At 63.7% G+C, this 26,057-nt stretch carries 22 protein-coding genes; 14 read left to right on the forward strand and 8 right to left on the reverse strand.

Going from position 1 to position 26,057, the window contains the following annotated elements; translation table 11 throughout:
* Positions 1–8 precede the first annotated feature (8 nt).
* The 6 genes from ACZLHH_RS02225 (at position 9) to ACZLHH_RS02250 (ending at position 12,612) form a co-directional block, all read left to right on the forward strand.
* Positions 9–1,772, forward strand: a complete 1,764-nt coding sequence (locus tag ACZLHH_RS02225; RefSeq protein ID WP_032968364.1) for a dynamin family protein — start codon at positions 9–11, stop codon at positions 1,770–1,772.
* On the forward strand, positions 1,769–3,982 hold the full coding sequence (locus ACZLHH_RS02230) for a dynamin family protein (protein ID WP_049462935.1): 2,214 nt from the start codon (positions 1,769–1,771) through the stop codon (positions 3,980–3,982). Before ACZLHH_RS02225 ends, ACZLHH_RS02230 begins: the two co-directional genes overlap by 4 nt.
* Entirely contained in the window at positions 3,979–5,844 is a 1,866-nt protein-coding gene (locus ACZLHH_RS02235; protein ID WP_049462934.1) for a dynamin family protein, read from the forward strand. Before ACZLHH_RS02230 ends, ACZLHH_RS02235 begins: the two co-directional genes overlap by 4 nt.
* A gap of 530 nt (positions 5,845–6,374) precedes the next feature.
* Positions 6,375–7,565, forward strand: a complete 1,191-nt coding sequence (locus tag ACZLHH_RS02240) for a DUF6361 family protein (protein ID WP_049462933.1) — start codon at positions 6,375–6,377, stop codon at positions 7,563–7,565.
* Positions 7,562–9,400: a phospholipase D family protein gene (locus ACZLHH_RS02245; protein ID WP_049462932.1), complete on the forward strand. Its 1,839-nt coding sequence runs from the start codon at positions 7,562–7,564 to the stop codon at positions 9,398–9,400. The genes ACZLHH_RS02240 and ACZLHH_RS02245 overlap by 4 nt, the downstream gene beginning before the upstream one ends.
* Positions 9,400–12,612, forward strand: a complete 3,213-nt coding sequence (locus ACZLHH_RS02250; protein ID WP_049462931.1) for a helicase-related protein — start codon at positions 9,400–9,402, stop codon at positions 12,610–12,612. Before ACZLHH_RS02245 ends, ACZLHH_RS02250 begins: the two co-directional genes overlap by 1 nt.
* Before the next feature lie 54 nt (positions 12,613–12,666).
* Here ACZLHH_RS02250 and ACZLHH_RS02255 read toward each other — a convergent pair whose 3' ends face one another.
* Positions 12,667–13,959, reverse strand: coding sequence for an XVIPCD domain-containing protein (locus ACZLHH_RS02255; RefSeq protein ID WP_049462930.1), 1,293 nt, complete (start codon positions 13,957–13,959; stop codon positions 12,667–12,669).
* 27 nt (positions 13,960–13,986) lie between these two features.
* A complete protein-coding gene (locus ACZLHH_RS02260; protein WP_049462929.1) occupies positions 13,987–14,847 on the reverse strand; it encodes a hypothetical protein in 861 nt (286 codons plus the stop codon).
* Positions 14,848–15,066: 219 nt separating this feature from the next.
* Between ACZLHH_RS02260 and ACZLHH_RS02265 the strand changes: the two genes are divergently transcribed.
* Positions 15,067–15,993: an XVIPCD domain-containing protein gene (locus tag ACZLHH_RS02265; protein WP_049462928.1), complete on the forward strand. Its 927-nt coding sequence runs from the start codon at positions 15,067–15,069 to the stop codon at positions 15,991–15,993.
* A 42-nt stretch (positions 15,994–16,035) separates the two neighbouring features.
* Here ACZLHH_RS02265 and ACZLHH_RS02270 read toward each other — a convergent pair whose 3' ends face one another.
* Positions 16,036–16,818: a hypothetical protein gene (locus tag ACZLHH_RS02270; protein ID WP_143048150.1), complete on the reverse strand. Its 783-nt coding sequence runs from the start codon at positions 16,816–16,818 to the stop codon at positions 16,036–16,038.
* A gap of 219 nt (positions 16,819–17,037) precedes the next feature.
* Between ACZLHH_RS02270 and ACZLHH_RS02275 the strand changes: the two genes are divergently transcribed.
* The 3 genes from ACZLHH_RS02275 (at position 17,038) to ACZLHH_RS02285 (ending at position 19,936) form a co-directional block, all read left to right on the forward strand.
* The gene (locus ACZLHH_RS02275; protein ID WP_049462926.1) at positions 17,038–18,183 is read left to right on the forward strand and encodes a YncE family protein; all 1,146 of its coding nucleotides are present in this window, start codon (positions 17,038–17,040) and stop codon (positions 18,181–18,183) included.
* A 163-nt stretch (positions 18,184–18,346) separates the two neighbouring features.
* Positions 18,347–18,982, forward strand: a complete 636-nt coding sequence (locus tag ACZLHH_RS02280) for a hypothetical protein (protein WP_143048151.1) — start codon at positions 18,347–18,349, stop codon at positions 18,980–18,982.
* Between the two features lie 9 nt (positions 18,983–18,991).
* Positions 18,992–19,936 carry an XVIPCD domain-containing protein gene (locus ACZLHH_RS02285; RefSeq protein ID WP_049462924.1) on the forward strand — a complete coding sequence of 315 codons (945 nt, stop codon included), beginning with the start codon at positions 18,992–18,994 and terminating at the stop codon, positions 19,934–19,936.
* A 3-nt stretch (positions 19,937–19,939) separates the two neighbouring features.
* Here ACZLHH_RS02285 and ACZLHH_RS02290 read toward each other — a convergent pair whose 3' ends face one another.
* Both ACZLHH_RS02290 and ACZLHH_RS02295 read right to left on the reverse strand, forming a co-directional pair.
* Positions 19,940–20,332, reverse strand: a complete 393-nt coding sequence (locus tag ACZLHH_RS02290) for an XVIPCD domain-containing protein (RefSeq protein ID WP_049462923.1) — start codon at positions 20,330–20,332, stop codon at positions 19,940–19,942.
* A gap of 75 nt (positions 20,333–20,407) precedes the next feature.
* Positions 20,408–20,887, reverse strand: coding sequence for a nuclear transport factor 2 family protein (locus ACZLHH_RS02295; RefSeq protein WP_049462922.1), 480 nt, complete (start codon positions 20,885–20,887; stop codon positions 20,408–20,410).
* 222 nt (positions 20,888–21,109) lie between these two features.
* Here ACZLHH_RS02295 and ACZLHH_RS02300 point away from each other — a divergent pair, with 222 nt between their 5' ends.
* Positions 21,110–21,922: an alpha/beta fold hydrolase gene (locus ACZLHH_RS02300; protein WP_049462921.1), complete on the forward strand. Its 813-nt coding sequence runs from the start codon at positions 21,110–21,112 to the stop codon at positions 21,920–21,922.
* 9 nt (positions 21,923–21,931) lie between these two features.
* Positions 21,932–22,105: a hypothetical protein gene (locus ACZLHH_RS02305; RefSeq protein WP_097048477.1), complete on the forward strand. Its 174-nt coding sequence runs from the start codon at positions 21,932–21,934 to the stop codon at positions 22,103–22,105.
* Between the two features lie 91 nt (positions 22,106–22,196).
* Here the strand turns inward: ACZLHH_RS02305 and ACZLHH_RS02310 are convergent, their stop codons facing one another.
* Entirely contained in the window at positions 22,197–22,877 is a 681-nt protein-coding gene (locus tag ACZLHH_RS02310; protein ID WP_049462920.1) for a hypothetical protein, read from the reverse strand.
* Between the two features lie 133 nt (positions 22,878–23,010).
* Here ACZLHH_RS02310 and ACZLHH_RS02315 point away from each other — a divergent pair, with 133 nt between their 5' ends.
* The gene (locus tag ACZLHH_RS02315) at positions 23,011–23,670 is read left to right on the forward strand and encodes a hypothetical protein (RefSeq protein WP_478478754.1); all 660 of its coding nucleotides are present in this window, start codon (positions 23,011–23,013) and stop codon (positions 23,668–23,670) included.
* 70 nt (positions 23,671–23,740) lie between these two features.
* Positions 23,741–24,709 (forward strand): polysaccharide deacetylase family protein, encoded by a 969-nt coding sequence (locus ACZLHH_RS02320; RefSeq protein WP_049462918.1) that lies wholly within the window; start codon positions 23,741–23,743, stop codon positions 24,707–24,709.
* A 3-nt stretch (positions 24,710–24,712) separates the two neighbouring features.
* Here the strand turns inward: ACZLHH_RS02320 and ACZLHH_RS02325 are convergent, their stop codons facing one another.
* Complete coding sequence (locus ACZLHH_RS02325) at positions 24,713–25,555, reverse strand: class I SAM-dependent methyltransferase (RefSeq protein WP_049462917.1); 843 nt, start codon at positions 25,553–25,555, stop codon at positions 24,713–24,715.
* 131 nt (positions 25,556–25,686) lie between these two features.
* Positions 25,687–26,010: a hypothetical protein gene (locus ACZLHH_RS02330; RefSeq protein ID WP_049462916.1), complete on the reverse strand. Its 324-nt coding sequence runs from the start codon at positions 26,008–26,010 to the stop codon at positions 25,687–25,689.
* Positions 26,011–26,057 lie beyond the last annotated feature (47 nt).

Below are 26,057 nucleotides of genomic sequence, written 5' to 3' on the forward strand. Positions count from 1 at the left end.
GGAAACAGATGTTCGCTGTTAAGAATCAATGCCTTGGTCTGTTGGACCGGATTACGACGCTGGCTGACAGCGCAGCGATCGAACTGCCTGAAAACCACTCGCTCGCCGAAGAAATGCAGCGGGCCGAACTGTTGGTACCGATCATCGGTGCGTTCAGTGCAGGAAAGAGCTCGCTGATCAACACCTTCCTGGGCGCGGACATCCTCCCGGTCGGTATCACCCCGGAGACTGAGCTGGCCACCGAGTTGCGCTTCAGCCGGGATCCCCACGTTCTGGCGCACCGTGCCGATGGTGGCAGTGATCGGCTCGCCGTGGAGGACTTGCTGTCCATCAAGCCGCGGGCCTCGTCGTACACGCACCTGGAACTGCATCTGGACGACCCGCGCCTGGAAGCGCTGTATCCACAGGTTCTCGTGGACATGCCCGGCTTCGGCTCCTCGCTGGACAGCCACAACAAGGCCATCGCCCATTATCTGCCGCGTGGCGCGCACTTCATCGTGGCCGTGAGCGTGCCCGACGGTACTCTGGCCGAGTCGACGCTGCGCCAGCTTGAAACCATGCAGACCTATGAGGCTGGATTCTCGATCCTGCTGAGCAAGGCGAACCTGCGTTCGGCCGAAGAAGTGGATGCCGTGGAAGTGGCTGTACGGGAGCAGCTTGAGCTGCGCCTGGGCGTTGCGCCGGCCATGGCACGCGACGACCGCAAGCAGGGCAATGGACTGGCCAGTCTGCTGCCCAAGATCAGTGCAAGTGATCTGTGGATCGGCCGCTTCCTGCCGCGAATCTCGCGCCAGCTTGCCCACGCTCGTGCCCAGGTGAAAATGGCACGCAAGGCGTTGGATCAGAGCGATGCGGATATTGATCGCAGCGTACGTCAGCTGAATGATGCCCTGGATGATCTGAACGCCCAGCGCGACGCCCTCGTCGCCAAGCTGGGCCGTAGCCGCCTGAGCCAGGTGGTCGAACAGTGCGTTGAGGAAGTAGGCCAGGCCCTTCGCGAGGCCTCCAGTGAGCTGCAGGCGGCCGCTGCCGGTGGCAACAACCCGCGGTTTGCGCAGGTCGTCAGCGATATTTCCCGCCAGCGCTTGAGTCGTGTGGTCAAGGAACGCATGGAAGGGCTGAGCCAGCAGGCGATTGGTGATCTGGCCAAATCCCTGTCTCAGCGCGAGGTGGATGAGGTTGGCAGTGTCGGCGGACCGGACTGGACGCAGCAGATGCAGACGCGCGTGCAGGAGACGCTGACCCAGACCGGTCAAGCGCTCGAGCGCTGGCAGGGCAACCTGCAGAAGGCGCGTGAAGACGAGAAGCTGCTGCGTCCTTATGCCGGTGATGACGAGAATGATCGGGAGAAGACCCAGAGAGCCCGAGTCGCCTTCCGCAGTATCACCACCGTTCTGGCGGTCACCACCAGCGTCGTGGCTCCGGCGATCGAGCTGGTCGTGATCTTCCTGCCGGAGATCCTCGGGTTTGTGTCGCGCAAGCTCCGCGAGGAGGAGCTGCGCAAGACCATCGACAACCAGGTTATTCCGTCGGTGCAGCGCGAGTTCCGGACCAAGCTGCCCGAGCTGCTGCAGGCACAGGTTGATGGCCTGATCGAGCAGGCCGTGCATGAGTTCAAGACGGCCATCGAGGAAAAACGGCAGCTGCTGGAAAGTGTTGTGGCCGAGCAGAGCAGTCCTGCCCGCGCGGCACGCGTGAAAGCACTTGACGCAGCGGAAGCTGGTCTGACCTCCGTTGCGAACGAAGTCGTCGCGCTGGAGTCCGCCCGATGAGTGCTGAAGTGATCCTGGACCGTCAGCAGAAGTTGATCACGTGGCTTGCAGCACACGCCGACATTCTCAATGGCGCCGTCGGGGCTTCGTCGCAGTGGGAGATCGACACGATCGATAGCCTGAAGGAAGCGTTGTTGCGACTGGACGACGAAAATCGCCTGATGGACATTGGCATTGTCGGCCGGGTCAAGGCCGGCAAATCGACGCTGCTCAACGCGCTGGTTTTCAACGGGGAGTCAGTACTGCCGCAGGCGGCGACGCCGATGACCGCAGCACTGACCACGCTGACCTACGGCGACCGGTTCAAGGCGACCGCGCGCTTCTACTCCGAGGCGGATCTTGCCAACATCGAGCAGGCCGCTGCTGCGTACAGCGACCTGCTTGAGAAGTCGCTGATCGAAGAGCTGCGACGCACGGAAGGGCGTGCGGGCCTGGACCCTGAGCGCCGCAGGGAGCTGGCCGAGCGGGGTGCCCGACGGGCACTGGCCACCCAGCAGCCGTCCTTGCAGGCCTCGCACGAGCAGTGGGAGAAGATCACAGCATCCGGCCTTTCGTTGGCCCGCCTGAAGGAGGACAAGCCGCTGGAGGCTGACGACGTACAGGGCCTGGCGGCGCTGCTGGCGGACTACGTTGCCGCGGAAGGTCGCTACATGCCTGTAACCAAGAGCGTCGACATCGAGATGCCGGTGGAGGCGCTGCGCGGGCTGCGCATCATCGATACGCCGGGGCTGAATGACCCGGTTGCATCGCGCGAGGCACGCACCCATGATCTCTTGAAGTGCTGCGATGTGGTGTTTGTCGTCAGCCCGGCAGCGCAGTTCATGAGTCAGGAAGATCTGGACGTGATGGCGCGGATCACCGCTGCCGAGGGCATCCGCGAACTGGTGCTGGTTGCCAGCCAGGTGGACAACACGCTGCATGGTTCGGAAATGCAGGCACAGCTGCATGCTTCGCTGACCGGTCTGCGGCGGGAGCTTGCGGGCCATGCGGGCAAGGTGCTGGATAAGCTGAAGCTCTCCAACCCCGAGGTTGGCGATGTATTCCAGAGCCTGGTGGACAAGGGTGAGGATGCGATCATCCACAGTTCCGGCATGTGCCATTCGATGTCCGTCGAGTTCGACAGCGTGGCGGATTGGCAAGGTGGCCGCCTGACGGCATGGCAGAACCTCAAGGAAACCTACCCGGACTACTTCAGGGATGACAATCCAGGGCTGTCACGCACCAATCTCGATCAGTTGGCCAACATGGCCGGTCTGCATGAGGTGGTGGAACAGACCCGTTTAGCGAAAGCGCGCGTGCTGGCCGCTCGGCGCCAGGACCTGCTGGATGCCAAGGAGCGGAAGCAGGTCGAGCTGCTGCGTGAGCTGCGCAGACAGTTGTCTTTGCGCAGAGGGGAGATTGGTGAGGCCGGGCTGACGGAGCTGAAGAAGAACAAGCGAGGGCTGGAACGTCGCAAATTCAACCTTACGGTGGCTCTGGATGATGAGCTCATGGGTATCAAGACTGGTTTCGTGAATGGCCTCAGGAAGGCCATGAAGGAGGTCATCGATGGCGCCTACGACGCTGCCGATTCGGGGGTGAGCAGGACGGTAGGTACCGAGAAAACCACCCGCCGCACTGAGTCTCCTGGCGCCTTCAATTGGGTGGCAAGAAAACTCTGGGATGGCGGCTACCGGGAGTATGAGGAGAACAACCGCACCGTCCTGCCTGCTGCTGTGAAGTCCGCCGTATCGGCATTTGCTAGTGGGCTGCGAACAGATCTTGACAGCAGAGCGACTGAGTTGCAGGCCAAATTTGGCAAGCGGCTGTTTGCAGAACTGCTCCAGACGGCGCGACGGCAGTTGGACGATGAGCTGGACATCGAGGCGGTTTATTCATCGCTGAAGAGCATCGTCAATGGCGTGGAGTTTCCTCCGGTTTCGCTTCGGGCACCGGTGCTGAAGGCATCCACCATGAAGCTGAAGGGTAGCGAGGCCGATACGTTCCTCGAGCAGGCGCAGCACGCCATTGAGACACTGCGAGAAACGGCTGAGGCTGCGGTCTACGAGTATGTTGAGACAGTAAAGAGGGCAATTCCAAAGTCTGTTGCAGATGACTTCATTGGGCACATTCAAGCTCAGTTCGATGCACTGCAGGCGCTGATGGAAGACGCTGAAAAGACGCGGGCGACACTGACCATGATGGATGCGGAGCTGGAGGCAATGCAGTGAGTGGTGACAATGGCAGGCCGTTGTTCGAAGGCACCAGCGCGCAGCACCTTACCTACCTCGCCGGGTGGAAGCCGTGGGGCCGTCGGCCCCACGTGACCGCCATCCAGGAGCAGATGGATGCAGCCAGCCAGCGTTGGATCTCCATCGTGGAGGACCATCGACGGCTCAACATCACGGCGGAGCAACGCGCGCTTGCCTTGGCAGAGCGGGAAGCTGAACTGAAACACGCATCCGGGGCTCTGGCAGAGCGCGAGACCGAACTTGAACGCGCATCGGAGGCTCTGGCGGAGCGGGGAACTGAGCTGAAGAGTGTGTCCGAGGCCCTGGCCGAGAGTGAGACCACCCGTAGTCGCGAGCGTGACGATGCGCAGACCCGCGAGCAGGCACTGGCTGGCGAACTCGATGCCCAGAGGCAGGTCTCGCAGGAGCTGCAGAAGGAGCTTCAGGAAGCGGGCAGGCGCGAACTGGACCTGAGCCAGCGCTACGGCGCCGAGAAGATGGCCCGGGCGCAACTGACGACGAGCCTGGTGGATGCCCAGGACCGCCTTAAGGTGCAGTCCATGCAGCATGCTGCAACCCAGGCTGCGCTTGAAAGCGAGCAGGAGCAGAGCCGTCAGTTGGGTGGCGACCTGGATCTTCTGCAGGCCGAACATGCCGCAACGCAGATCCGCTTTGCGCTCGTTTCGCGCCTGCTTGCTGTGCCGCCGCCGCGAAATGAGGGAATCGAAGCCTTCCAGAAGCTGCTCGATGATGACTACATGCGCTTTGCTAGTGCCGAGGCGTCCCTCGCTGACGAAGCGAAGGCGCTGAGGCTGTTGCAGTCCATCCAGCAGGAGCTGCACCTGATGGCGGCCAATCCGGACATCTTCCGCCGCACGGTCGTGGGGGTGGTCGGTGGCTTCAGCAGCGGAAAGTCGGCCTTCATCAATAGCTTCCTCGGCAAGGATTTCAAGCTGCTCTCCAGCGTCACGCCGGCAACCGTCATCCCCAGCTACGTGTATCCCGCGCAGCAGACGCAGATCCAGGCGTATTCGTTCAATGGCGGCTGCATTGATCTGGATGCCGGGTTCTACCAGGAAATGTCCCGTGCGTTTGTCGAGAAGTTCAGCTTTGACCTCAAGCGGATCATGCCCTTGGTAAGCGTCGGTACCAGCATGGACACCGAGCGCACCGGCAACATCTGTCTGATGGATACCCCCGGCTACAACCCGGGTACCGAGGGTAGTTTCAGTCAGAGCGATCGCGCGGTAGCCGTGTCTCACTCGCGGAAGTCGGATGTGCTCTTCTGGGTCATCGGAATTGACGCCAACGGTACGACTCCGGATTCGGATATCGAATTCCTGAAGGAGATTGGTTTCGAGGGACGCCCTGTCTACGTGGTTCTGAACAAGGCCGATCTGCGATCAGCTGATCAGATTGAAGAGATCCTGGGGCAGATCGAGGACGAAATCGAGCTGAATGGAATCACGGTTGAGGGCATCAGTGTTTACTCCTCAAAGTACGGCAAGGAGTACGAATTCCGTGGAAAATCCATGCAGGACTTCCTGCGTGAACGTCCCAAGGGTCGTCTGCCGATGGAGCATGTCGAGGATCGGATCAACGAGGTGTTCGAGCTTTATCGCAGTGCCATCACCGAATCCATCGCGACGGCGAAGGCCTGCCGCTCGGCCGCGCGTGCGCTTGCATTGGACCTGATGCAGGGAGATGTCCAGGATGCGGCAACCATGCGTTCGGCAACCCAGAACGTGGAGACCATCAACGCGGCGATGAACCTCGACGCCCTGTCCAGACTTCTTGTCGATGCGGACCAGATCAATGCCGCTTTCCTCGATGCAGCAAGACGGGTGCTCACGCCCGCTTGATGCGGGTGTGGCCTGGCATGACCTGTCTTTGCCTGAATGTCGCTATGGCTTGGGGCCTGCCTTCCGCCAGGCCTCAGGCAGACCATTCCAAAGGTGGTCGAGGGTGCGGGTGGGGCGGCCAGAGACGGCGGGTGACCTGCACTGCGGGCAATGGGAGAAGTGCGTCAGCCCCGGCAGACGCACATCCCCCGCTGGCGGGGTGATACGAAGCCAACCGCAGGCTGGGCAGTGATAGGTCCAACGTTGTGTACGTCCCCACATGGGCGGCTTGCCTCCGTATGAATGGCGGGGGCATCCCTGCCCATGGTGCGTCCTGCTGGTCCATCCTCTTTGAGGGCGCGACAGCCAGTGACGCATTGATCGGAAGAATGGCTGGCCGGCACATGCAAGAGCAATCGAGCAGCACAGATACAAGCGTCACCCACACCAGAAACAGGAACAGGGGAAAGTGATGAACCAGCAGACCCAATGCACGCGCCATGTATCGCGCCGCGCATCCACGCGCGCACGCGCCTGCGGGAGGATTTGAGATGCCTTCCAGCCTGACATGGCTCGACCATGACGCTGCGGCACAGGCACGCAGCGCTACGCTGCTGGCTCTTCTGGACCAGCCCGGCACCCGCGACGAGCTCGGATTTGGCGGTATCCGCGATGCGTTGTCCGACCAGCTGTTCCCCGGCACCTCCGTCATCCAGACGCGGCTGCGATACATGCTTCTGCTGCCGAGGATGTTCATGGGCCTGGAGGCTTCTTCGGTACGCCCCAGGGATTATGCAGAGCGTGCGCGGCAGGATGAGCTGAAGCTAAATGATTGCCTGGCGGCGGAGGACGGGGCGTTCGGTCGTGATTCCGGCCACACGCTCAAGCGCCTTGCCAGCTCCGTCTACTGGGCGGGCATGCGCTCCTGGGGCATCTTCGCGCGATCGGGCTCCCAGCAGGACTACTTCTCGGCCATCGAGCAGATTCGCAGGGAGCGCAGCTGGAAGCAGCAACGCGACGACGGGATGGAGGACGCTGAGCTGATTGCACAGACCTGGCATCCCTCACTGGAGAAGCTCGTACCGGTGGCCGCACTGGAAGAGGGATCGCTGTCCCTGACCGCGGACGAGGCGGAGTTCATCCGCGAGCAATGGAAGGTTCATCACCCGCAGACCCTGCTGGTGTGGCTGGCGCAGGACAAGGGGCGATTGGGCGACTGTGCCGACGCCGGGTTCCCATGGCTGCATCCACAGATCCGCCAGGCTCCGCAGCCGCTGCGTGAGCTCGTGGAACACGCGCGTCAGTTCTCCCGTCTCGCCAACGGTGCGTCGCTGGTCTACAACCTTGCCCTGGCGGAGGCGTCTTCCAACGATGAACGTCGTGAGGAGTACGGCCAGGAACTGAAGACCTGGATCGACGGCGTTCCGGCTTCGCAGCTGGGCGAATGGGACATGGTGCGGTTCTGGGAGCAGGTGGAACGGGTGGGGCGTCCGATTCATCCGCGCACCCGCGAGTTCGTGAGCAGCTGGCTTGCGCTGGTCAAGGCCGGCCAGGCCGACAGCCCGCAATCACGCAGTCTCGTGCGTGAGCGGGAGCGCTCGCTGAAAGGCAATCTCTCGCGCTTCAATCCTGAAAACCTCGATCGCTGGAGCGGTGCGTCCGGCCTCGGAATCCTCAATTACCGGTGGGGCATCACGCGCCGTCACCTTGCCGACCTCCTGCACGGCCTGGAGGCCGCATGATCCATCCATCTGCACGCAGTACTCTGACCGAGGCCTTGCAGCCCCCCAGCGGCTACCGGTTTGATGCCGGCGTCGCCACTACGTACAGCCTGTCGCTGGGCGCGTTGCTGGGATTGCCTGCACATTTCGCCTTGCTCGGCGACCACGACAACAGCGCCGAAGAAGATCCTTTGCGCCTCGTGGAAGGGCTGCGCCGGGCAAGCCGCAGGCTTGCGGTGTTCTGCGAACGGGGACGGATGGAAGCACCGCCAGCAGGCAGCGCATTGGCGGTGCTGGCTGAGGGCATGGTGCATGAGGTCTGCGCCCCACACGGCGGCGCCTTCCACCCGAAGATCTGGGCGCTGCGCTATGTGGCCATCGATGCGGCCGCCGAACCTGCCACCGTCGTACGTCTGCTGGTGCTGACCCGCAATCTGACCTGGGACCGCTGTTGGGACGTGAGCCTGCGCCTGGATGGTGTGCCGGGAAAGGCCAAGGAGGCCAGCAACAAGCCGCTGGCGGACTTCCTGCGCTGGCTGCCGCTGAATACCGAAGGGGCGTCGCCGGACCTGGAGCGGCAGGCGATGATCGTATCGTTGGCGAAGGACATCGAGCGCGCTGACTGGGAAAAGCCTCCGGGCTTCACCCAGCTGGCGTTCCACGTGCTGGGTACTGCAAAGCGGGCAGTGCCGTGGAGTCCGCTCGAGGGCGGTGGCAAGGCCCAGGATGTGTTGATCGTCTCTCCCTTCGTACGCGCTGGCGCGCTGCAGACGCTGCGCGAGCACTGCAACGGCGACTTCATGCTGGTGAGTCGCGCCGATGAGCTGGATAGGCTTCCGGCCGGCGCCTGCCTGGCCGATGACAGTGCCTACGTGTTGAAGCCTGACACGCTGCTCTCCGAAGGCGAAGAGGCTGGACAGGCCGATACGCTGCAGGGCCTGCACGCCAAGGTGGCCGTGTTCCAGCGCGGCCAACGGGTGCACGTTGCAGTCGGTTCGGCCAATTACACCAACGCGGTTGTGCAGAACGGCAGCAACGTTGAAGTGGTTGCGGAGCTGAGCGGTCCGGTGAGCAGGATTCCCGCGCCGAGGCAGTGGCTTGACGAGCATCTCCAGCCCTTGCTGGACACGTACACGCCCGGTGAGGGCGAAGATGCGGAGGGCGCAGAGCGTCGCCAGCTGCAGGACCAGCTGGAGGCCATCCGTCGCCAGATTGCAGCTGCCGCCTGGACGCTGCACTGCGAAACCCATCCGGTCTCGGGATGGAACCTCGCGCTTTCGTGCCCGGGCCTTCCGCTTGACGGTGCCACGCTGCACGCGTGGCCGTTGGCGGTGGTTTCCGAGCGGGCCCGTGCTGTACAGGCGGGTCAGGTTGATCTGGGAACCTTTGCCGGCCATGAGGTGAGTTCGCTGGTTGGCTTCCAGGTCACGCCCAACAGTACCCGCGCCGAGGAGCTGGCCGTCCCGCCGTTGCGCTTCGCGCTGGAAGTTTCACTGGAAGGCGCTCCAGACGACCGCGCGGACGCGCTGGTGGCACAACTCCTGGGTAACCGCGCGGCGTTCCTGCGCTATCTCGCGCTGCTGCTGGATGATCCCCAGGCCGCAGGCTGTGGAGCGCGCAATCGATCCGAAGGCAGCGGCGGCGGCAGCAGGGATGCGAGTGGCCTCATGGCGAACTACCCGCTGTTTGAACAGCTGCTGCGGATCTATTCCCGCGAGCCTGAACGACTTGAAGCGATTGATCGCATGGTGAAGCGGTTGAAGGACAAGCAGTTCGATGGGCAGCCCTGTCTGCCCGATGATTTCCTGGCCCTCTGGGAAGTTGTGGGAAACGCTATTGGCAAGGAGGCTGCGTAATGAACAGGAATACAGATCTTTCGGATCCGACCCCCGTTCTTGAGCGGCTGAAGGGCTTCCAGCGTAGGACGGTGAACTATGCGTTCCGACGCATGTACGAAGATCACGATCCGGCACTGCGTTTCCTGGTCGCCGATGAGGTGGGGCTGGGCAAGACGCAGGTGGCCAAAGGTCTGATCGCGCGCGTGGTTGCCCATAAGGCAGCCAGCAAAGAGCGCATGGACATCATCTACATCTGCTCCAATGCTTCCATCGCATCGCAGAACCTGGAGCGTCTTCGGCTTCGTTCGACCAAAGCGGTTCGCGCTACCCGGTTGACCCTGCTGCCGCTGGCGCTTGCCGATGGCGGTCTGGAAGGCGACGGTGTGAACTTCATCAGTTTCACACCAGGTACTTCGTTTGAAACAACCAGCCGTGGAGGACTGGCCCGCGAGCGCGTGCTCATCCATCGCATGCTGCAGGGCGTATCCAGGCTCAATGCCAACGGCTTGGCCTGGGTGCTGCGTGGCGGTCTGGGAGATGGCTGGCGGCAGCATTTTGAGCACGAGGACGGCGTGGATGAACCGGATGAGGCCATCACCCGTACGTTTGTCAAGTCGTTGGACAAGAAGCGATTGAGACAGCTTGTCGAAGTCTGTGACAGGCACGCCGGTCGGCGGACGCGTGCACTGGACAGTGACGAGCGCGCCGAAGCCCTCGAGCTGACGTCCTGGCTGCGCACCACGCTGGCGCACTGTTGCCTGAAGGCACTGAAGCCTGATCTGGTGGTGCTGGATGAGTTCCAGCGCTTCCGCGAGCTTCTTGCCGTGCAGGATCCTGACTCCGATGACGAGGCTGCCCCGGCATCTTCTGCTGCAAAGCTGGCGCAGGAGTTGTTCGACCATGAGAACAAGCCTCGCGTGCTCCTGCTTTCGGCCACGCCCTACAAGATGTTCGTCGCCCAGCAGGAGCAGGAGGATCACTACCGCGACTTCCTGGCAACGGCGTCATTCCTGTTCAATGATCCGGAAGAGGTGACCGCGCTCCGCGCTGACCTCGCCGCATTCCGTGCATCGCTGGTGGGCGTGGGGGCATCGCAGGATGATGCACGTGTGCTCAAGGGTGCAATCGAGAGTCGGCTCAAGAAGGTGATGTGCCGGACCGAGCGCGTGGGTGTAACCCGGGGCCGCGATGCGATGGTGAGGGATGTCCCGCTTCCGTTGTCGCTGACATCGGAGGACCTGGCGGACTACGCCTGCGTGGATGCGCTTGCAAGAGCGGCGGGGACGAATGATGTCATGGAGTTCTGGCGCTCCAGTCCCTACCTGCTGAACTTCATGCGTGAGGACGGATACACCTTCAAGCGCCGCATGATGGATCGACAGGGCAAGGCGGCTCTGGGGCGGGCGTTGTCCCAGCATCCGCAGTACAGGACGCTGGATCAGGATGCGCTGCAGCGGTACAGCCCGTTGGTGGCGGCAAACCCGAGAATGGACGTGCTGGCCAAGGATATGGAGGACCAGGGCAGCTGGCGCTTGTTGTGGGTTCCTCCTTCCATGCCTTACTGGGCAGGAGAGGGTGCGTACGCGCAGGTATCCCATTTCAGCAAGACGCTGGTGTTCTCAAGCTGGAACATGGTTCCTGATGCGATTGCCGGCCTTCTTTCCTACCATGCCGAGCAATTGGCCATGGCGGGGCATGCGCTCCAGCCCGGATACGACGCGCCTGGCAAGAGCCTGAGTGCTCGCTTGCGCTTCAACAGCGGCAAGAGCGGGCATGAGGACATGAACGCGCTCACTCTGCTGGTTCCTTCCCTCGCGCTGGCCACAATGGTCGATCCCTTGGCGATGTCGGTCGCTGCAGGTGGCTCGCTGCACTTGGCAGATGCCAGGCGTGAGGCTGCCGGTCGGATCAGGGAGAGGATGGAGTCGCTTGACCTGCCAGCGTCCAGGCACTCGGGGCCGCCTGACGTGCGCTGGTACTGGTTGACGCTGCTTCTGCTTGAGCGTGCGCATGTCCAATCGCATGTGGACCCGTGCTGGGGTTCGGAGGACCTGACGATTGGTGCGGGTGAGGATGAGGAAGACGGTGGCGCCAGCGTTTCAGGGCAGGGGTTCTCCCGTCATGTGGCTTACTGGCGACAGGTATGGGGGCGCGGTTTTGACGAGCCCTCTCTGCAGACGCTTGGGCCACGTCCCGACGACATTGCCGAGGTACTGGCTGATCTCGCATTGGCGGCACCAGGTGTGTGCGCTTTGCGTGCATTGCTGCGCCTGCTGCCGGGAGACAATGAGGCCGACCTTCGCCAGGCCGCCATAAAAATTGCGGACGTGTTCCGCCGACAGCTGAATATGCCCGAAGCGGTCGCCATCATCACTCACGAGGAAGGTGGGGTGTATTGGCGGCGGGCGGTGGCCTACTGCGCAGAAGGCAATTTGCAGGCTTTGCTTGATGAGTACCTGCATCTGCTGCACGAGCAGAACGCAGCGGACGAGAAATCTACCCATGCTCAGGCCATCGCGAAGGGCGTGAGTGATGCGGGCCACGTGCGCGCAAGCCAGCTTCACCCTGAGGGTGTGAAGCTGTTGGATGGAAAGCTCGTGCGCGACGATGCGCTGTCATTGCGTTGCCGGTATGCGATGCGCTACGGAAATGCCACCGAGGACGACAAGGTGGTTGCCCGCAAGGACGCGTTGCAGCATGCATTCAACTCGCCCTTCCGTCCCTTCGTGCTCGCATCCACTTCGGTGGGGCAGGAAGGGCTGGACTTCCATTCCTGGTGCCACTCAATCGTTCACTGGAACCTGCCTGGCAATCCGGTGGATCTTGAGCAGCGGGAGGGGCGCGTTCATCGCTACAAAGGACTGGCCGTCCGCCGAAACGTTGCGCGGCTGGCAGGGTTCGTGGCCGACCAGGCCGCCGGTGACCCATGGGCGGGACTATTCACCAATGCAGAGTTGCCTCACAAGGACACGCCATTGGCGGGCTTGATTCCCTACTGGATCTGCGAGGCACCGGGCGGTGTGGCGGTCGAGCGAAAGGTGTTCCATTTTCCTCTGAGCCAGGACAAGCATCGCTTTGATCGGCTGAAGAGCAGCCTGGCGCTGTATCGCATGGTCTTTGCACAGCCGCGCCAGCAGGATCTTCTGGGGCACCTGCAAGCGCGTGCGGAAGGCGGCGAGGATGTGCAGGCATTGCTGGATACCTGGCGGATCGAACTGCTGCCGGACTGACCGGGTCGGCCGGGCAGGGCGCATGCGCTGCCCCCTGCCTGGCCCACGGAAGGCTCACGCCATCCGCATCCCCTCCCGCTGCACCTGCTGCGCGCTTTCCACATCCTGCGTCTGACGCTGCGCCAGTGCGTCCAGCTGCCGGTAGCTCTGCTCGGCCGGCGCCTGCACGGCCTGTTCGGCGGAGATGGCCACCCGCAGGTGGGCCGGATCATCCAGCGCGCCCTGCACCAGGAACAGGTTCTGCCCCGCACCCCCAGGGCCGTTGGCCTTGCCGAGCATCACGTGGTCCACCTGGCTGAGGTTGTTCTCTTTGGCCAGCACCGCCAGGCGCGCGGTCACGCCATCAGGGTTGTTGCCCAGTACCAGGCCGTGCTCGGCCTGCAGGCTGGCCACCTGGCCGCGGATCTGCTGGTACACCGGATCGTTGGCGTGGTCGGGGCGGTTGGCGGCCAGCTGCGTTTCGCGGCCATCGCGCTCCAGCGGCTCGTTCATCACCACCTTGGGCGTTTCAAGGCGGGTGCGGTAACTGTCCTCGGGGTGGAAGTGCGTGGCCTTCTCCGCGCGCTCCAGGCGCACGGCACGGGCGTCGTCCAGCGAGGCGATGATCCTCGGGTTGTGCTCACGCAGTGGGATGCTGCCTGGCACCTGCAGGTACCAGGCCTGCTCCTTTTCCGAATACATGTGGTACGAACTGCGCGAGCCGATGACATTGGGATCGCTGCTGGGCAGTGCCTCAGCCATGAGCGAGCCTTCGTACAGGCCCAGCCGGCCGACATAGCCGGTGGCGCTCCAGAAGGGCATGGCCAGGTACGCGCTGCCCAGCGTGTTGGCCGCGCGCTGGGTACCACCGACATCGTTGTTGAGCATCTCCTTCCAGACTTCCTCGGCCTTGCCCTCTCCGCGTTCCTTGCGGGTGGCTTCCAGCAGCACACGCGGGGTCCAGCAGTTGGGGTCGAGGTGGTGGCGCTTGAAGGCTTCATCGTGCGCCTGCTGCACATCGCGGCCGGGCAGATTCAGGGCCAGATCGGGGCGCTTGGCCTCCATCCAGTGCTCGCGGCGTTCCAGGTCGCGGTGCAGCAGGGTCTGGCCGAAGGCCTCCCATTCGCGCTCGGTCAGGTTGCGGTTCTGCAGGGCCGGGTTGCGGTCGTGCTGGTCACGGGCCTGCGACTGCGCGTAGGCGTTGGCGACCTGGCCCGGCAGGTTGTCGTTGCGCACCACGCCCAGGGCCAGCAGACCGTAGCCATCGGAATGTTCCTTGTGCGCCAGGTAGCTCCAGTAGCGCTCGCGGTTTCCGCTGTCTGCGTATTCCCTGAGGATCTCCAGATCCTTGCGGGTCAATTCACCCATGTGTCGTTCCTCCTGAACCCTGGTCGGTTACCGCAGCTTGTAGCGGGCCAGCAGGACGCGCGTGGCGTCCTCCACGGCCTTCCAGTCCTTGAGCAGCACGCGCGGGTAGATCGCGCGCACCGATAGCCCATCCTGCGGGTCGGTGAAGGTATGCGTGCAGGTGGCCACCGGCACATCGGGGTCATCCACCAGCGTGGTGCCCTGCACGGTCAGCCCCTCGCGCCCATCCTGCGGCGGATTGCAGGTGATGAAGGTGGCCAGCGCGCCCTGTGTGTCGCGGGCGATGTACCACTCCTGGTCGGTTTCGGGCGTGCGCACCGGCGGCGCGCCGCGCTGCGCGGCATACGCCTCGGAAAACCGCGTCATGCGGGCTTCGTCGATGACGTACGGGGTGAGCCCGAAGTGCGGCGTACCGGCGTTGCGCAGGTCCAGCCGGCGGCGCGGGTCGTCACGGTTGATCGAGCCGTCCTCGGTGGTCGCTTCGGTGCTGGTCTTGCGCGGCAGCAGCTCGGCGATGGGGAGGGCGTCGATGTAATCCAGCGACAGGCTGATGGCGCGGTGGTGGTCGGACATGCTGCGCGAGGCGCGCGTGCCCGGCGGTGCCGCCTGCAGGTCGGGCCACAGGAGGGTGAGGCCGATGCCGCCGCCCACCGCCGGACCCATCTGGTCGTCGTACAGGTTGGCGGGGAAGGCGTAGCGGTGTGGGCCCAGCGTGGCTTCCACGGGGGCGGTGGTATAGGTGTAGCCGTCCACGGTGTGGGACTGTGCGGTGTCGGTCATGGGGGTCTCCCGGTGCTCCGGTTCCTTGGAGGGGGCCTTGCTGCAGGCCGTGCTGCTTGCCAAGGCGATGGCCAGGGCCAACCAGCGGCCCGGCGGTGGCAGGTTCATGCGGCCGTTCCTTGAGGTGTACGAGGCACTATAGGACAGGTTCTGCGGCGTATTCCACAGAGCCGGTCACGCTCCATATCTGCATCCGGTGCCTCAGCGTTCGCTGGTTCACACATTCAGCATGCCTCCACTACGGGCCCCGGGCTCCTCCACCTGCCTCCCATCCCACCTATGCCATCATCCAGCCAGGACCGCAGCACCCATCAAGGCTGAACAGGCATGGAGCAGGCAACACGCTACACGGCAACGCTTTATCTGGCCGCCCCCGGCACCCTGCTTAAGAGTGGAGGCATCTCCCCGCGCGGCCACATGTACCTGCAGGTGGCGGCAGGCGACGTGGCCCACAGCTACGGCTTCGCACCGCCGCGCCAGGCGCCGGGTGAAGCCCCCACGGGTGCGCAGTACGCGCAGGTGCGCCACGACGATGCCGATGAGCATCTGGACCCGTACTACAGCCGCACTCTGGAAATCACTGAGGAGCATTACGGCTGCCTGCGTGATTTCGCCGAGGAACCGGCCGAGTTCGAATTCGATGTGGATCGCCCGGCCACCATCAACCGCTGCAGCGATTTCGTCTGGGCCGCGCTGCACTACGCTGGCCTGCATCCGCTGCCGGCGCCGCTGGACGGCGGCAGCAATCTGGGCGAGTTCGCGGTGCTGTTCAACCTGCCGGAAATCCAGTGCATTGCCGCGCCGTTCCCGGGTAGCGATCTGAATGCCGAAACCCACCATGCGATGCCCGAGCGCGAGGCCGAACACCATCGCCAGGGCGACCGCGCCAGCGATGAGCCGCCGCCGACGCCGATTGAAGTGGCCGGCACGCTGCTGGACCCCTCGCATCCGGACCATCGCCTGTTCGCGCAGCTGATCCAGAAAGTGGCCGAGCTGGATGCCGCGCATGGCCGCCCGTTCGATGCCGCCAGCCAGCGCATCAGCGCCAGCCTGCTGGTGCTGGCCAAGCAGAACAATCTCTCGCGCGTGGACCACGTGCTGCTCAGCCAGCCGACCCAAAGCAGCCATGCCGCCGAGAGCATCTTCATCGTGCAGGGCGATCGCAACGACCCGGGGCACCGCCGCGCCAGCATCGCTACAGAAGTGGCGGCCAAGACCGATGTGGCCGATTCGCTGCGGTTGAAGGAGCAATAGTCCGCGCCAACGGTTGCTTGCTCGGCTGTACGAGCTGTGTCATCAACGCCCGATTAGCAGGCGAATCGCAGTTGGGATTCGATTGGCTTGCTCGTAGTCGCGGCCCAACTGTTGATGCAGCTCGAATACTGCCCACTCCGCATTCTGCAAGCGGACGATATCCTCGAATGGCGGTGCACTTGATTGTGTCGTCAGCAGAAGGTGTTCGTTCACGCCGGCATCCAGCAAAGTCTTCGTCATCAGGATGTCCGTATACAGCGAGCCCTTGGCTTCGCCAATATGAACGCTGAAGATTTGCTTGGTTCCCTCCATCGTCTTCACAGCCCTGTCGCGATTGGTCAAGACCTGCAGGAGTGCTGAGTTCAGTTCCTGAAGGCGCATCTTGGAATCATTTGGGTCTGAGGATCCAAATCCGTCCAGATGTTGGACGTAGTTACTGATGTCGTCGAGTATGCCCTTCCAAACGTAAGTGTGCTCAGGGTCGAAGTATCTTTGCCTCGCTCTTGCTGCGTCGGCCGCCAGATGATTGATGCCTGTAACGTGATCAATCGTAAGCTGCTGCTCGCCAATGAAGGGGAGGTTGTGCTCGGCGCGTGTCTTCTGCATTCGTTCTGCCAGTTCATTGCTGTAGTCGCGTATTTCCTTCAGCGACGTCTGACCCGTTTCACTAGAGACCAAGGGCGTATATATCGTCAATGATGACCACGCCACGTAGCTGATTGCAGCAGCCAGCAATAGCCAAGCGTAGATTTTTGCGCGTGTCCTGATTTCCAATTTTGCTCCGAAACGTGGATTGCCCACTGTGGCAATCGGCGAGTTGGCCAAGTTCTTTAGGCCGTACATCTTCGGGGAGCGGAGATGCCAACGAGCGGTTTCTCGTCCTCACACTGTGGCCGAGACCGATTGGCGCATCGCCAATTGAGAACTGCTACCATTCCCCCGCTACCCAGCCAGCCCACCCCGCGCAGACAGATGCAGGTCGGGCCGTCGTAGAACGGCCCAGCGAGCCAGGACACCCTCCCGTGCCCATTCAAGGACGCTCGCATGTTCCGTAATCCTCTCTTCCGCTCGGCCGCCCTGGCCGTTGCCGTTTCGCTCAGCCTTGGCGTGCCCTCCGCGTTCGCCGACAACGCACCCGCCGCCAGTGCCACCGCCGCCGTGCAGCGCCAGGCGGTGGCCAAGGGCCTGTACGAGCTGGCCTACAGCCCGAAGCAGAATGCCGTGTTCGTGGCCTCGTCCGGTGGTTTTGGCGATGACGCCGGCCCGGCCCAGGTGCTGCGCCTGAACCCGGCCACGCTGGCCGTGGAAACCCGCATCCCGCTGGAGCGCAAAGCGTTCGGCGTGGTGCTGGATGACGCCCACAACCGCCTGTACGTGGGCAACACCGTGGACCTGTCGGTGACCGTGGTCGACACCGCGCAGAACAAGGCCGTCGGCACCATCCAGCTGATGGAGAAGAAGACCGGCAAGGACGGCAAGGCTGCTTACACCCACGACCTGCGCGAACTGGTGGTCGACAGCGCGGCCAACCGCCTGTACGTGACCGGCCACAGCAGCCAGCCGGACGTGAGCAGCGTGCTGTTCGTGATCGATACCACCACGCTGAAGGTGATCAACACCATCGACGGCCTGGGCAATGCCAAGGCACCGGGCCTGGCGCTGGATGCGGCCAACAAGCGCGTCTACACCAGCAACCTGCTGGCCGATCTGGTGGTGGTGGGCACCGATTCGAACAAGGTGGTGGCACAGCACAAGATCGCCGCCGAGCAGCCGATGAACATCGCGCTGGACCCGGCCGGCAAGCGCCTGTTCGTGACCGACCAGGGCTCGGAATTCCTGCGTGGCTACCAGGCCAAGAGCAGCGGCCTGGTCAGCAAGCATCCGGGCCAGCGCGTGCTGGTGCTCGACCGCAGCACTGGCAAGGAACTGGCCAGCATCCCGACCGACGCCGGCCCGCTGGGCATCCTGCTGGATGCACCGCGCAAGCGCCTGTACGTGACCAACCGCGAAGCCGGTACGGTGACGGCCTACAACAGTGACAGCTACCAGAAGGTGGCCACCTACACGGTGCCGACCCACCCGAACAGTCTGGCGCTGGATGCGAAGAACAACGTGCTGTACGTGAGCATCAAGAACGGCGAGAAGGATGACAAGGGCGCCGACGAGAGCGTGGCGCGGATTCAGCTGTAAGGCTGTTCGGCAGCGTGAGAGGGAAGGGCAGGGCGATGCGTCCTGCCCTTCTTCATTTTCACCTGAACGGCGCAGTCCGATGCCCTGGAATCCAGCTGGCATCACGTTGTGGCTTACGCACCTGGTGTAGATTTTCAGAAGACGCTACAGACGAGGTCCATGGATGACACTTCGGAATTACCTGTTGAGGACGGCCAGCGCTGCATGCTTGGTTCTGCTGGCGGCCTGCCAACCCGCCGCGGCCCCCGCACCCCAAACCCGCGCGGCCACAGCTCAGGAGAACGTCGTGCCGATCATCCGACCGTTCCCGGTCACCGCCATGCATGAACCGATGGTGGTCGATTTTGAACTGACACCGCCCGGCCCGAACGCTGCCCCCACGTTGCTGATCGGCCTTCGCGTGAAAGGCGAGGATGACGCACAGGCAGCGCAGGCTGCCGAACGCCTCGTGCGCGAGGGACTGCCGGCTGAAGTGCTGCTTGAACGTGTCGAGCAGGTTGGTACTGAGCCGGTGCCGCTGACCCGTCGCCAGTTCAATGGTTTTGAACCTTCTGAAATGGTGGCTGTCGGCTCGGATGGGCATGTGCCCGGCGTAGTACCCGACAGTGCTGACGACGCGTCCCTGGTGGCTGCCGGTCTGATTGGGCCGGACGGGCACTATCGCACCGTGACCTTTGCCTGGGCCGAGCAGGTGAAACCCGGTCACTACCGCCTGCGCCTTCGCCTGCTGTCACCGGCCGCGGGGCTGGAGGCTGTTCCGTCTGAACTGCAGTTGGCTTACACACACCGCGCCAAGTAGGAGTACGTCATGGATGATCGCTATATTGTTTCCATCTACGTTGCCGCACCCGGAACACCGTTGCGGGCCGGTGGAACGTCCATGGCCGGGCATGTGTACTACACGGTCTCCGATGGAAAGACGAGCCACAGCCTGGGATTCGCGCCGGAAGAGCATGGCGCCCGAAGTGGCCCGGGCAAGGTGTACACCAATGATGCAGATCAGTATCAGAAGCCGATCTACCGACGTGATATGGAGATCTCCAAGGAGCAGTACGACAAGCTGCTGGCGTTTGGAAACGCCCCTGCGAAGCATGGCTTTGAGATGAACTACAACGGCGCCAGCAACAGCTGCATCGACTTCACCTGGGGCGCGTTGAATCACGCGGGCCTGCATCGTCATAACATCTTGGGCATGGAGCGGAAGGGCTTCGAGGGCAACCTCAAGCCGCTGGACAACGTGGATGCGATCCGTAGCATCCGCGCGCCATTTCCGGACAGCGAGCTGAACAGGGAAGTGCGCAACCCGATGCCGGAGCGCACGCTTATGCAGCGCCTGATCAGCGAGCAGCATCTTCCGCAGAAAGACAGGGAGCTGCTGGAGTCCATTCGCAGCAAGGTGGCGGAGGTGGACCAGCAGCATGGCCGAGTCTACGACGATGCAAGCGAGCGTATCTCTGCGAGTCTGCTCGCGTTGGCGAAGGAAAAGGGTATCGAGCGGGTGGATTACGTGGCGCTGAGCCAGGCCACTGCAGATGCAGGGGCAGGCCAGCGGATCTTCCTTATCGAGGGCGATCCAGCGAACCCGGCGCATACGCGGGCATCCATGGAGACCGCAACGGCCGCGCAAGCACCCGTGGAGCAATCGTTCGCCAAGGTGGAGCAGCTGGAGCAGGACCAGAAGGCGCAGGCGCTTGCGGTAGGTCAGGAGCCTCAACTGGCCGTGCAGGAGCAGAGCATGATGCGGATGAGCTGACGCTCACCCCATCCGCGGAGTGGGATTCTGCATTTCCTGCGCTTGCGGCTCGACCTGCTGTTGCGCCGTCAACCCCAACGCCTGCATCGACTGCTCCACCGGCATCTGCGCCGCCACAGCGGTCGGCATCATTGCCCGCAGATGCGCAGGATTGGTCGGGTCGCCCTGCACCACGAAGATGTTGTGCCCGGCCGGATGCTGGGCCGTCGCATTGCTGACCAGCACATGGTCGACCTGCTGCAGGCCCTGCTCGCGGGCGAGTACAGTCAGGCTGGCGGCCAGGCGCTCGCTGGTCTGGTCGAACGGACGGCCATGCTGGGCGTCCAGTGCGGCCACGCCCTGGCGGATCTGCTGGTTGAGGCCGTAGTCGGGGTGGTTGGGGGTGATCTCTGGCATGGCGATCGAACGGTAGCGATGGGTCGTGGTGGGCCCGGTCAGTATAGATCCGGCCCGTGAAGCGCGCCCGAGGGGTCAGTCCGCCGGCCGATGGTCGTAGCTGATCACCCGTTCGGCCAGCCAACGCCCGTCCACGCGGCGCCAGACCTGGATGAAGCGGGCCTGGCCCACCCAGCGCTCCACGCCGTCCTTGCCGCGTTCATGGAAGCGGTGGTCGCCGATTTCCAGCGCCCGCTCGTCGCGCAAGGGGAACACCTGCAGCGAAGGTTCCACCAGCTCACGGCGCAGGCTCCAGCCGCCCTCGCGCGCATTGCTGCACATGTTGGCCACGCTGCGGCGGAAGTCCTCGCGGTTGCTGGCTGACTTGCCGTCCTTGTCATGGAAGAACTCCATGTCTTCGGTGGTCATCGCGGCGGCCCTGTCGGCATCGCAGGCCTCGAAGGCCACAGCAAACAGCTGGGTATCGGCCTGGCGGATCTGTTGGCGCAGGTCATCGGCGGGCGACGGTGCGGCAGCGAGACCGGCAGCAAGCAGGGGCAAGGTAAGCAGCAGCATGGCGAAACTCCCGGGGATGGTTCATGCAGGCTCGCATGGCGTTTGGGCCGCTGCAGCCGGCTTCCGATGAAACGGCCCTTCTACGGAGTGAATGCCCGCATTGACGGCCCGGCTCCGGCGGCGTCGCCTGTGCAGGCGATGTCATGGCGATCGGCGATTCCGTCACGGTCGCGATAGGGGCCGGCCAATAGCCTGAAAGCCTCCCCTTCCACAGGAGCTCCCATGCCTGCTTCCCGCATCCGCCTGCACGTTGAAGACACCGGTGGTGACGGCCGCCCGATCATTCTGATCCACGGCTGGCCGCTGTCTGCCGATGCCTGGAAACAACAGGTGTCGATCCTGCGCGATGCGCAGCATCGGGTGATCAGTTACGACCGGCGCGGCTTCGGCCGTTCCGACAAGCCGGCCGAGGGCTATGACTACGACACGCTGGCAGCGGACCTGGCCGGGGTGATCGAGGAGCGTGACCTGCACGACGTCAGCCTGGTCGGCTTCTCGATGGGCGGCGGTGAGGTGGCGCGCTATGTGAGCAATCATGGGCAGGACCGTCTGCACAGCGTGGTGTTTGCAGCGGCGGTGCCGCCGTATCTGCTGCGCAGTGATGACAACCCGGATGGCCCGCTCACCCAGGAAAAGGCCGATGAAATGCGCAGCGGTCTTGAGAAGGATCGTGAGGCGTTCTTCGATGGCTTCACCCGCGATTTCTTCAGCGCCAACGGCCAGTTGATGGTGACCGAAGAGACGCGTCAGGCGGCGATCGCGCTGTGCCATCAATCCGACCAGGTGGCGGCGCTGGGCTGCATGAAGGCGTTTGCCACTACCGATTTCCGCGATGACCTGAAGAAGATCACGGTGCCGACCTTGATCCTGCACGGTGACAGTGACGCCATCGTGCCGTTCGAGGGCTCCGGCCAGCGCACCCATGAGGCGATTGCGGGCAGCGAGGTGGTGATCCTGGAAGGCGCGCCGCATGGCTGCAACACCAGTCATGCGGATCACTTCAATCTGGCGCTGTTGAACTTTCTGAAGCAGTAAGCTGCGCCCATGCGTGAACCGAAGACGCCCCCGTGGAAGAAGCCCAATCCCAAGGGCCAGACGTCGCAGCCGTTGTCGCCTGCGCAGAAGGAGGCAGCCCGGCAGCGCGCGGAAGAGAACGGGCGGCGTTATCCCAATCTGGTGGACAACATGTGGGCCGCGAAGCTGCCGCGCGGATCGTGATCTGTAGAATCGAGCCATGCTCGACTCCGCTCTGCATCCATCCATGCATGGCGTGGATCTACTGCAACAGCAGCCGAGCATGGGCTCGACTCTACAGGTCGACCAGGGGCTTCCAGCCGGGTTCCAGCCAGGGTGAGATCTCGCGCTGGCGGACGGTGATTGCCTCCGTCGGCAGCCCCGCCAAGCGCGCAAGCTCTGCACGCAGCAGCTCGGCATCCACCGGCACTGCCGTAGCCACCTGCAGGCGATCCCCCTGATGCCTCACCTGTACCGGTAGCATGGCGTGCGCATCATGCTCGCCGCCGGTGCGTCCGATCAGGTAGCGCATCGTTACCGGCCGCGACAGTTGCGCCAGTGCTGGCTGCCACGCCTGCAGTACGAGGGGCTGCCCGGCAGCGGGAACATGTACTTCAGCAATCGTAGCCGGGTAGCCGGTGATGCTCTCGACCATGACCTGGAAGCGCGCGCCATCCGGCACGACCAGCACGGTGGCGATCAACGTGAAGAGCGAAACGAACACCGCTGCGAGGTTCCAGCTGCGCGGCGCGGAGGCCGGGCGAGTTGCGGTACGCAGACCTGGCTTTCGCCGCAGCTTGCGCGCGTAGATGCGCCGGTCCTTCCTGCGCGGGCTGCTGCTGTGCTCGGGCAGGTTCAAGGGAACCCGTGGAAGGCGCGCCACGCGGGCCTTGATCAGGCGCGACAGCAGCATCCAGGCGATCACGAACGCCAGCAGCGGAAGCAGCGTTCGCACCCACAGATACAGCGTGACCATCCACAACACCTCTACATACGACCATCCATGCTCATCCACATCCTACCGGGACCGCGCGCCGGTTGTCGTATCCGCCAGCCGACAAGCACAGGGCGCTTGGTTAGGATGGTCCTTTGTTGTCATGGATGAACCGATGGTCTCTGCTGCTACCCGCTTCTGTCGTATCTGTGGTCCTGGCCCGATCCTGCTGGCACTGCAGGTGGTGGCGCTGCTGGCGGTAGCCCTTGCAGTCGGCTTCTTCCACTACCGTGTGGGACTGCTGCTGGAGCCGGTGGATGATGCATGCGGTGGGCCCGACCCTGTCGCGCGCATGCAGGTGGCCGAACAACTGCTGGCGCGGTCCACTGCGCTTGCACCGTGGCAACCCTTGCAGTGGATTCCGATGGCGGGCGTGGTACTGGCGCTGCTGGGCGCGATGTCGATCAGCGTCTACCGGCTGGGCCGCCTGTCGGAACGCCTGCGACGTGCCAACTGGGGGCTGATGGCGCTGCACGCCGCGATCCTGGCGCTGGCCCTCAGGGCATTGCACCTGTACGACCTGGCATGGACTGGCGTGGCCAAGCTGTCCCCAGCGGCGTGCCTGGTGGAGCTGGGCGAGCAGGGCCGGTTGCCGCTGGCACAGGCGCAGCAGGTGGTGTTCGAGATCCTCACCCATGAGCATGCACCGCTGCTGCGCAATCTCGATGATCTTGCCCTGGTGCTGGTCGCGTTGATGCTGATGGCGATGGCTGCGGGATTCATGCTGTGGCGGGCGATCGTGCGCGAACGTCAGGTGCAGTCGCCCGGCCTATAGCGGGTGTGGGACCGGCCGCGCGTCCGCAATCGCGCTAGAGTCAGCACTTCACCCCTGCAAGGATGTGCTGATGCGTTGGTTGCTGCGTGCGGTGCCATTGCTGCTGTGTTCGTTGGCGGTACACGCCGCCGAGGTGGATCGCCGGATCGCGATGACCATCGACGACCTGCCGTGGGCGCGGGTGGACGAGATCGTTCCGCCGGACCTGCAATCGCGGCACGAAGCGCTGATGGCCCAGCTTCGCCAGGCGGGGGTGCCGGTGGTCGGCTTCGTCAACGAGAACAAGCTTGAGATCAACGGACACGTGCAGCCCGCGCGGGTGCAGATGCTGCGCGACTGGCTGGACGCCGGGCATGTGCTGGGCAACCACACCTATTCGCACATGGATCTGAACGCCAGGGGGGGGCCTGCGTTCCAGCAGGATTTTCTGCGTGGTGAAACGGTGCTGCGGCCGCTGCTGGCCGAGCGCGGACTGAAACCGCAGTGGATGCGCCATCCCTATCTGCGTGCCGGACGCACACCGGAAGAACGCGCGGAGATGGACGTGTTCTTCAAGCAGCATGGCTACCGCGTGGCGCCGGTGACGGTCGACAACGGTGAGTGGGTGTGGGCCTTCGCCTATGCCAACGTGATGAACGAGCAGCCTGATTCCCCGGCGCGCGAGGCGATGCTGGCGCAGCTGCGCAAGGGCTATGTGCCCTACATGCTGAACAAGCTGGACTACTACGAGAAGCAGTCGCAGGCGCTGCTGGGCTACGCGCTGCCGCAGGTGTGGCTGATGCATGCCAACGAACTCAATGCAGCCACCTTCGCCGAACTGGTGGCGGCGACGAAGCGGCGCGGCTATCGCTTCATTTCACTGGATGAGGCGATGCGCGATCCTGCTTACGGGCGTGGCGCCGAGGGCTACAGCGGTCGCTATGGCCCGAGCTGGCTGCACCGCTGGGCGATGGCCGAGAAGAAGCCGAAAGACTTCTACGCCGGTGAACCGGAAGTGCCGAAGTGGGTGATGAAGCTGGCGAAGGTTGACTCGGAATGAAGCTCAGCGCTTGACGGCCAGCACGCCGTCCAGCGCCAGCTCGGCCTTGAAACCGGCCTTTTCCAGGCGCTTGGCCACTTCGCGCGGCACGTCGCGGCCGCTGGTCAGCTTGTTCGGCGCGCCGGTGTAGTGGAACAGGCGCCCTCCCTTGCGGATGACGCGGGCGAGGTGGTCGTAGAACACCTGCGAGTACAACTCGCCGGCGATGCCAAAGCGCGGCGGGTCGTGCAGGATCGCGTCGACACTGTTGCTTGCCACCTGCTCGATCTGCTGCGAGACATCGCCGTGGCTGAACTGCAGACGGCTCCCGGCGGCGGCCGAGTCCGGATCCGGCGACCACGGGTTGAGCGTGCGCAGCCACATCACATCGGCGTTCTTCTCGAACGAGCGGATCTGGCCGACACCGGCCTCCAGCGCGCAGGCGGCGAAGTAGCCCAGGCCGCCGCAGGTATCGAGGATGACCTTGCCGGCCGGGGCGACCAGCTCGACCTTGCGGCGCGCATCCTCGAACGGTGACAGCTTGGAGGTCGGCAGCATCTTGATGCCGTCGATCTCGAAGGTCGGTGCGCCCCATTCGGTGGGCACCAGTTTGATCAGCGAACCGCTGTAGCGCGAGATCGGTGCGAAGTCCTCGCCGTCCCAGTAGTACAGCGTGCGGTCCTTCAACTTGCCCGGCCACGGGTAGCGCTGGCCACGGAAGTAGAAGCCGTCGGCGTTCAGGGCCACGCTGTCCTGGCTCAGGCCCAGGTCGAGCGAGCCCTGCCATTCAGCAGCGCCCTTGTCATGGGCACGGCGCAGGGTGTCAGCGCTGTCGCGGGTCAGCAGGGGGCCGGTGTAATGAGGCACGGCGGGTACCGGGGCGGTTCGGGGGAGGGCATGGTACCGCAGCTGTTGCCGGGGCCACGTGTGGCTGCTGTTGCGCTAGATCCACGCCACGCGTGGGTGCCGGCATGGCGGAGCCGAGCGTGGGCTCGGCGCTACCGCTGGCTGGTGCAGCTGTAGCCGTGTGTGGTTCCTTCCCCTGAAATCACGCCGACGCCACGCGACGGCTGCATGCCTACTCGCGCGCACGACTGACGGTGGACCTCCTGGGTTTCCGGTGGCTGCCGATCAAAGTCGTAGCGCAGGCTGCCGTCTTCCTGCAGCAGCCAATGCACGGTAACGCGCTCGTGGCGACCATCGCCGAGATCCCAGTCCAGGGTGCGCAATATCAGTGTCTGGCCGTCGGGCAGTTCCCGGACTTCGTCATAGGCACCCTGGGTCTTCGGCGCGCTTAACGCAAGCAGCAGAAACAGCAGCATTGGCATCGCTCCTCAAAGAAGACAGGATGTGCTCATATTGCCCTGAG

The sequence above is a fragment of the Stenotrophomonas sp. 28608_Sma genome (assembly GCF_056486185.1).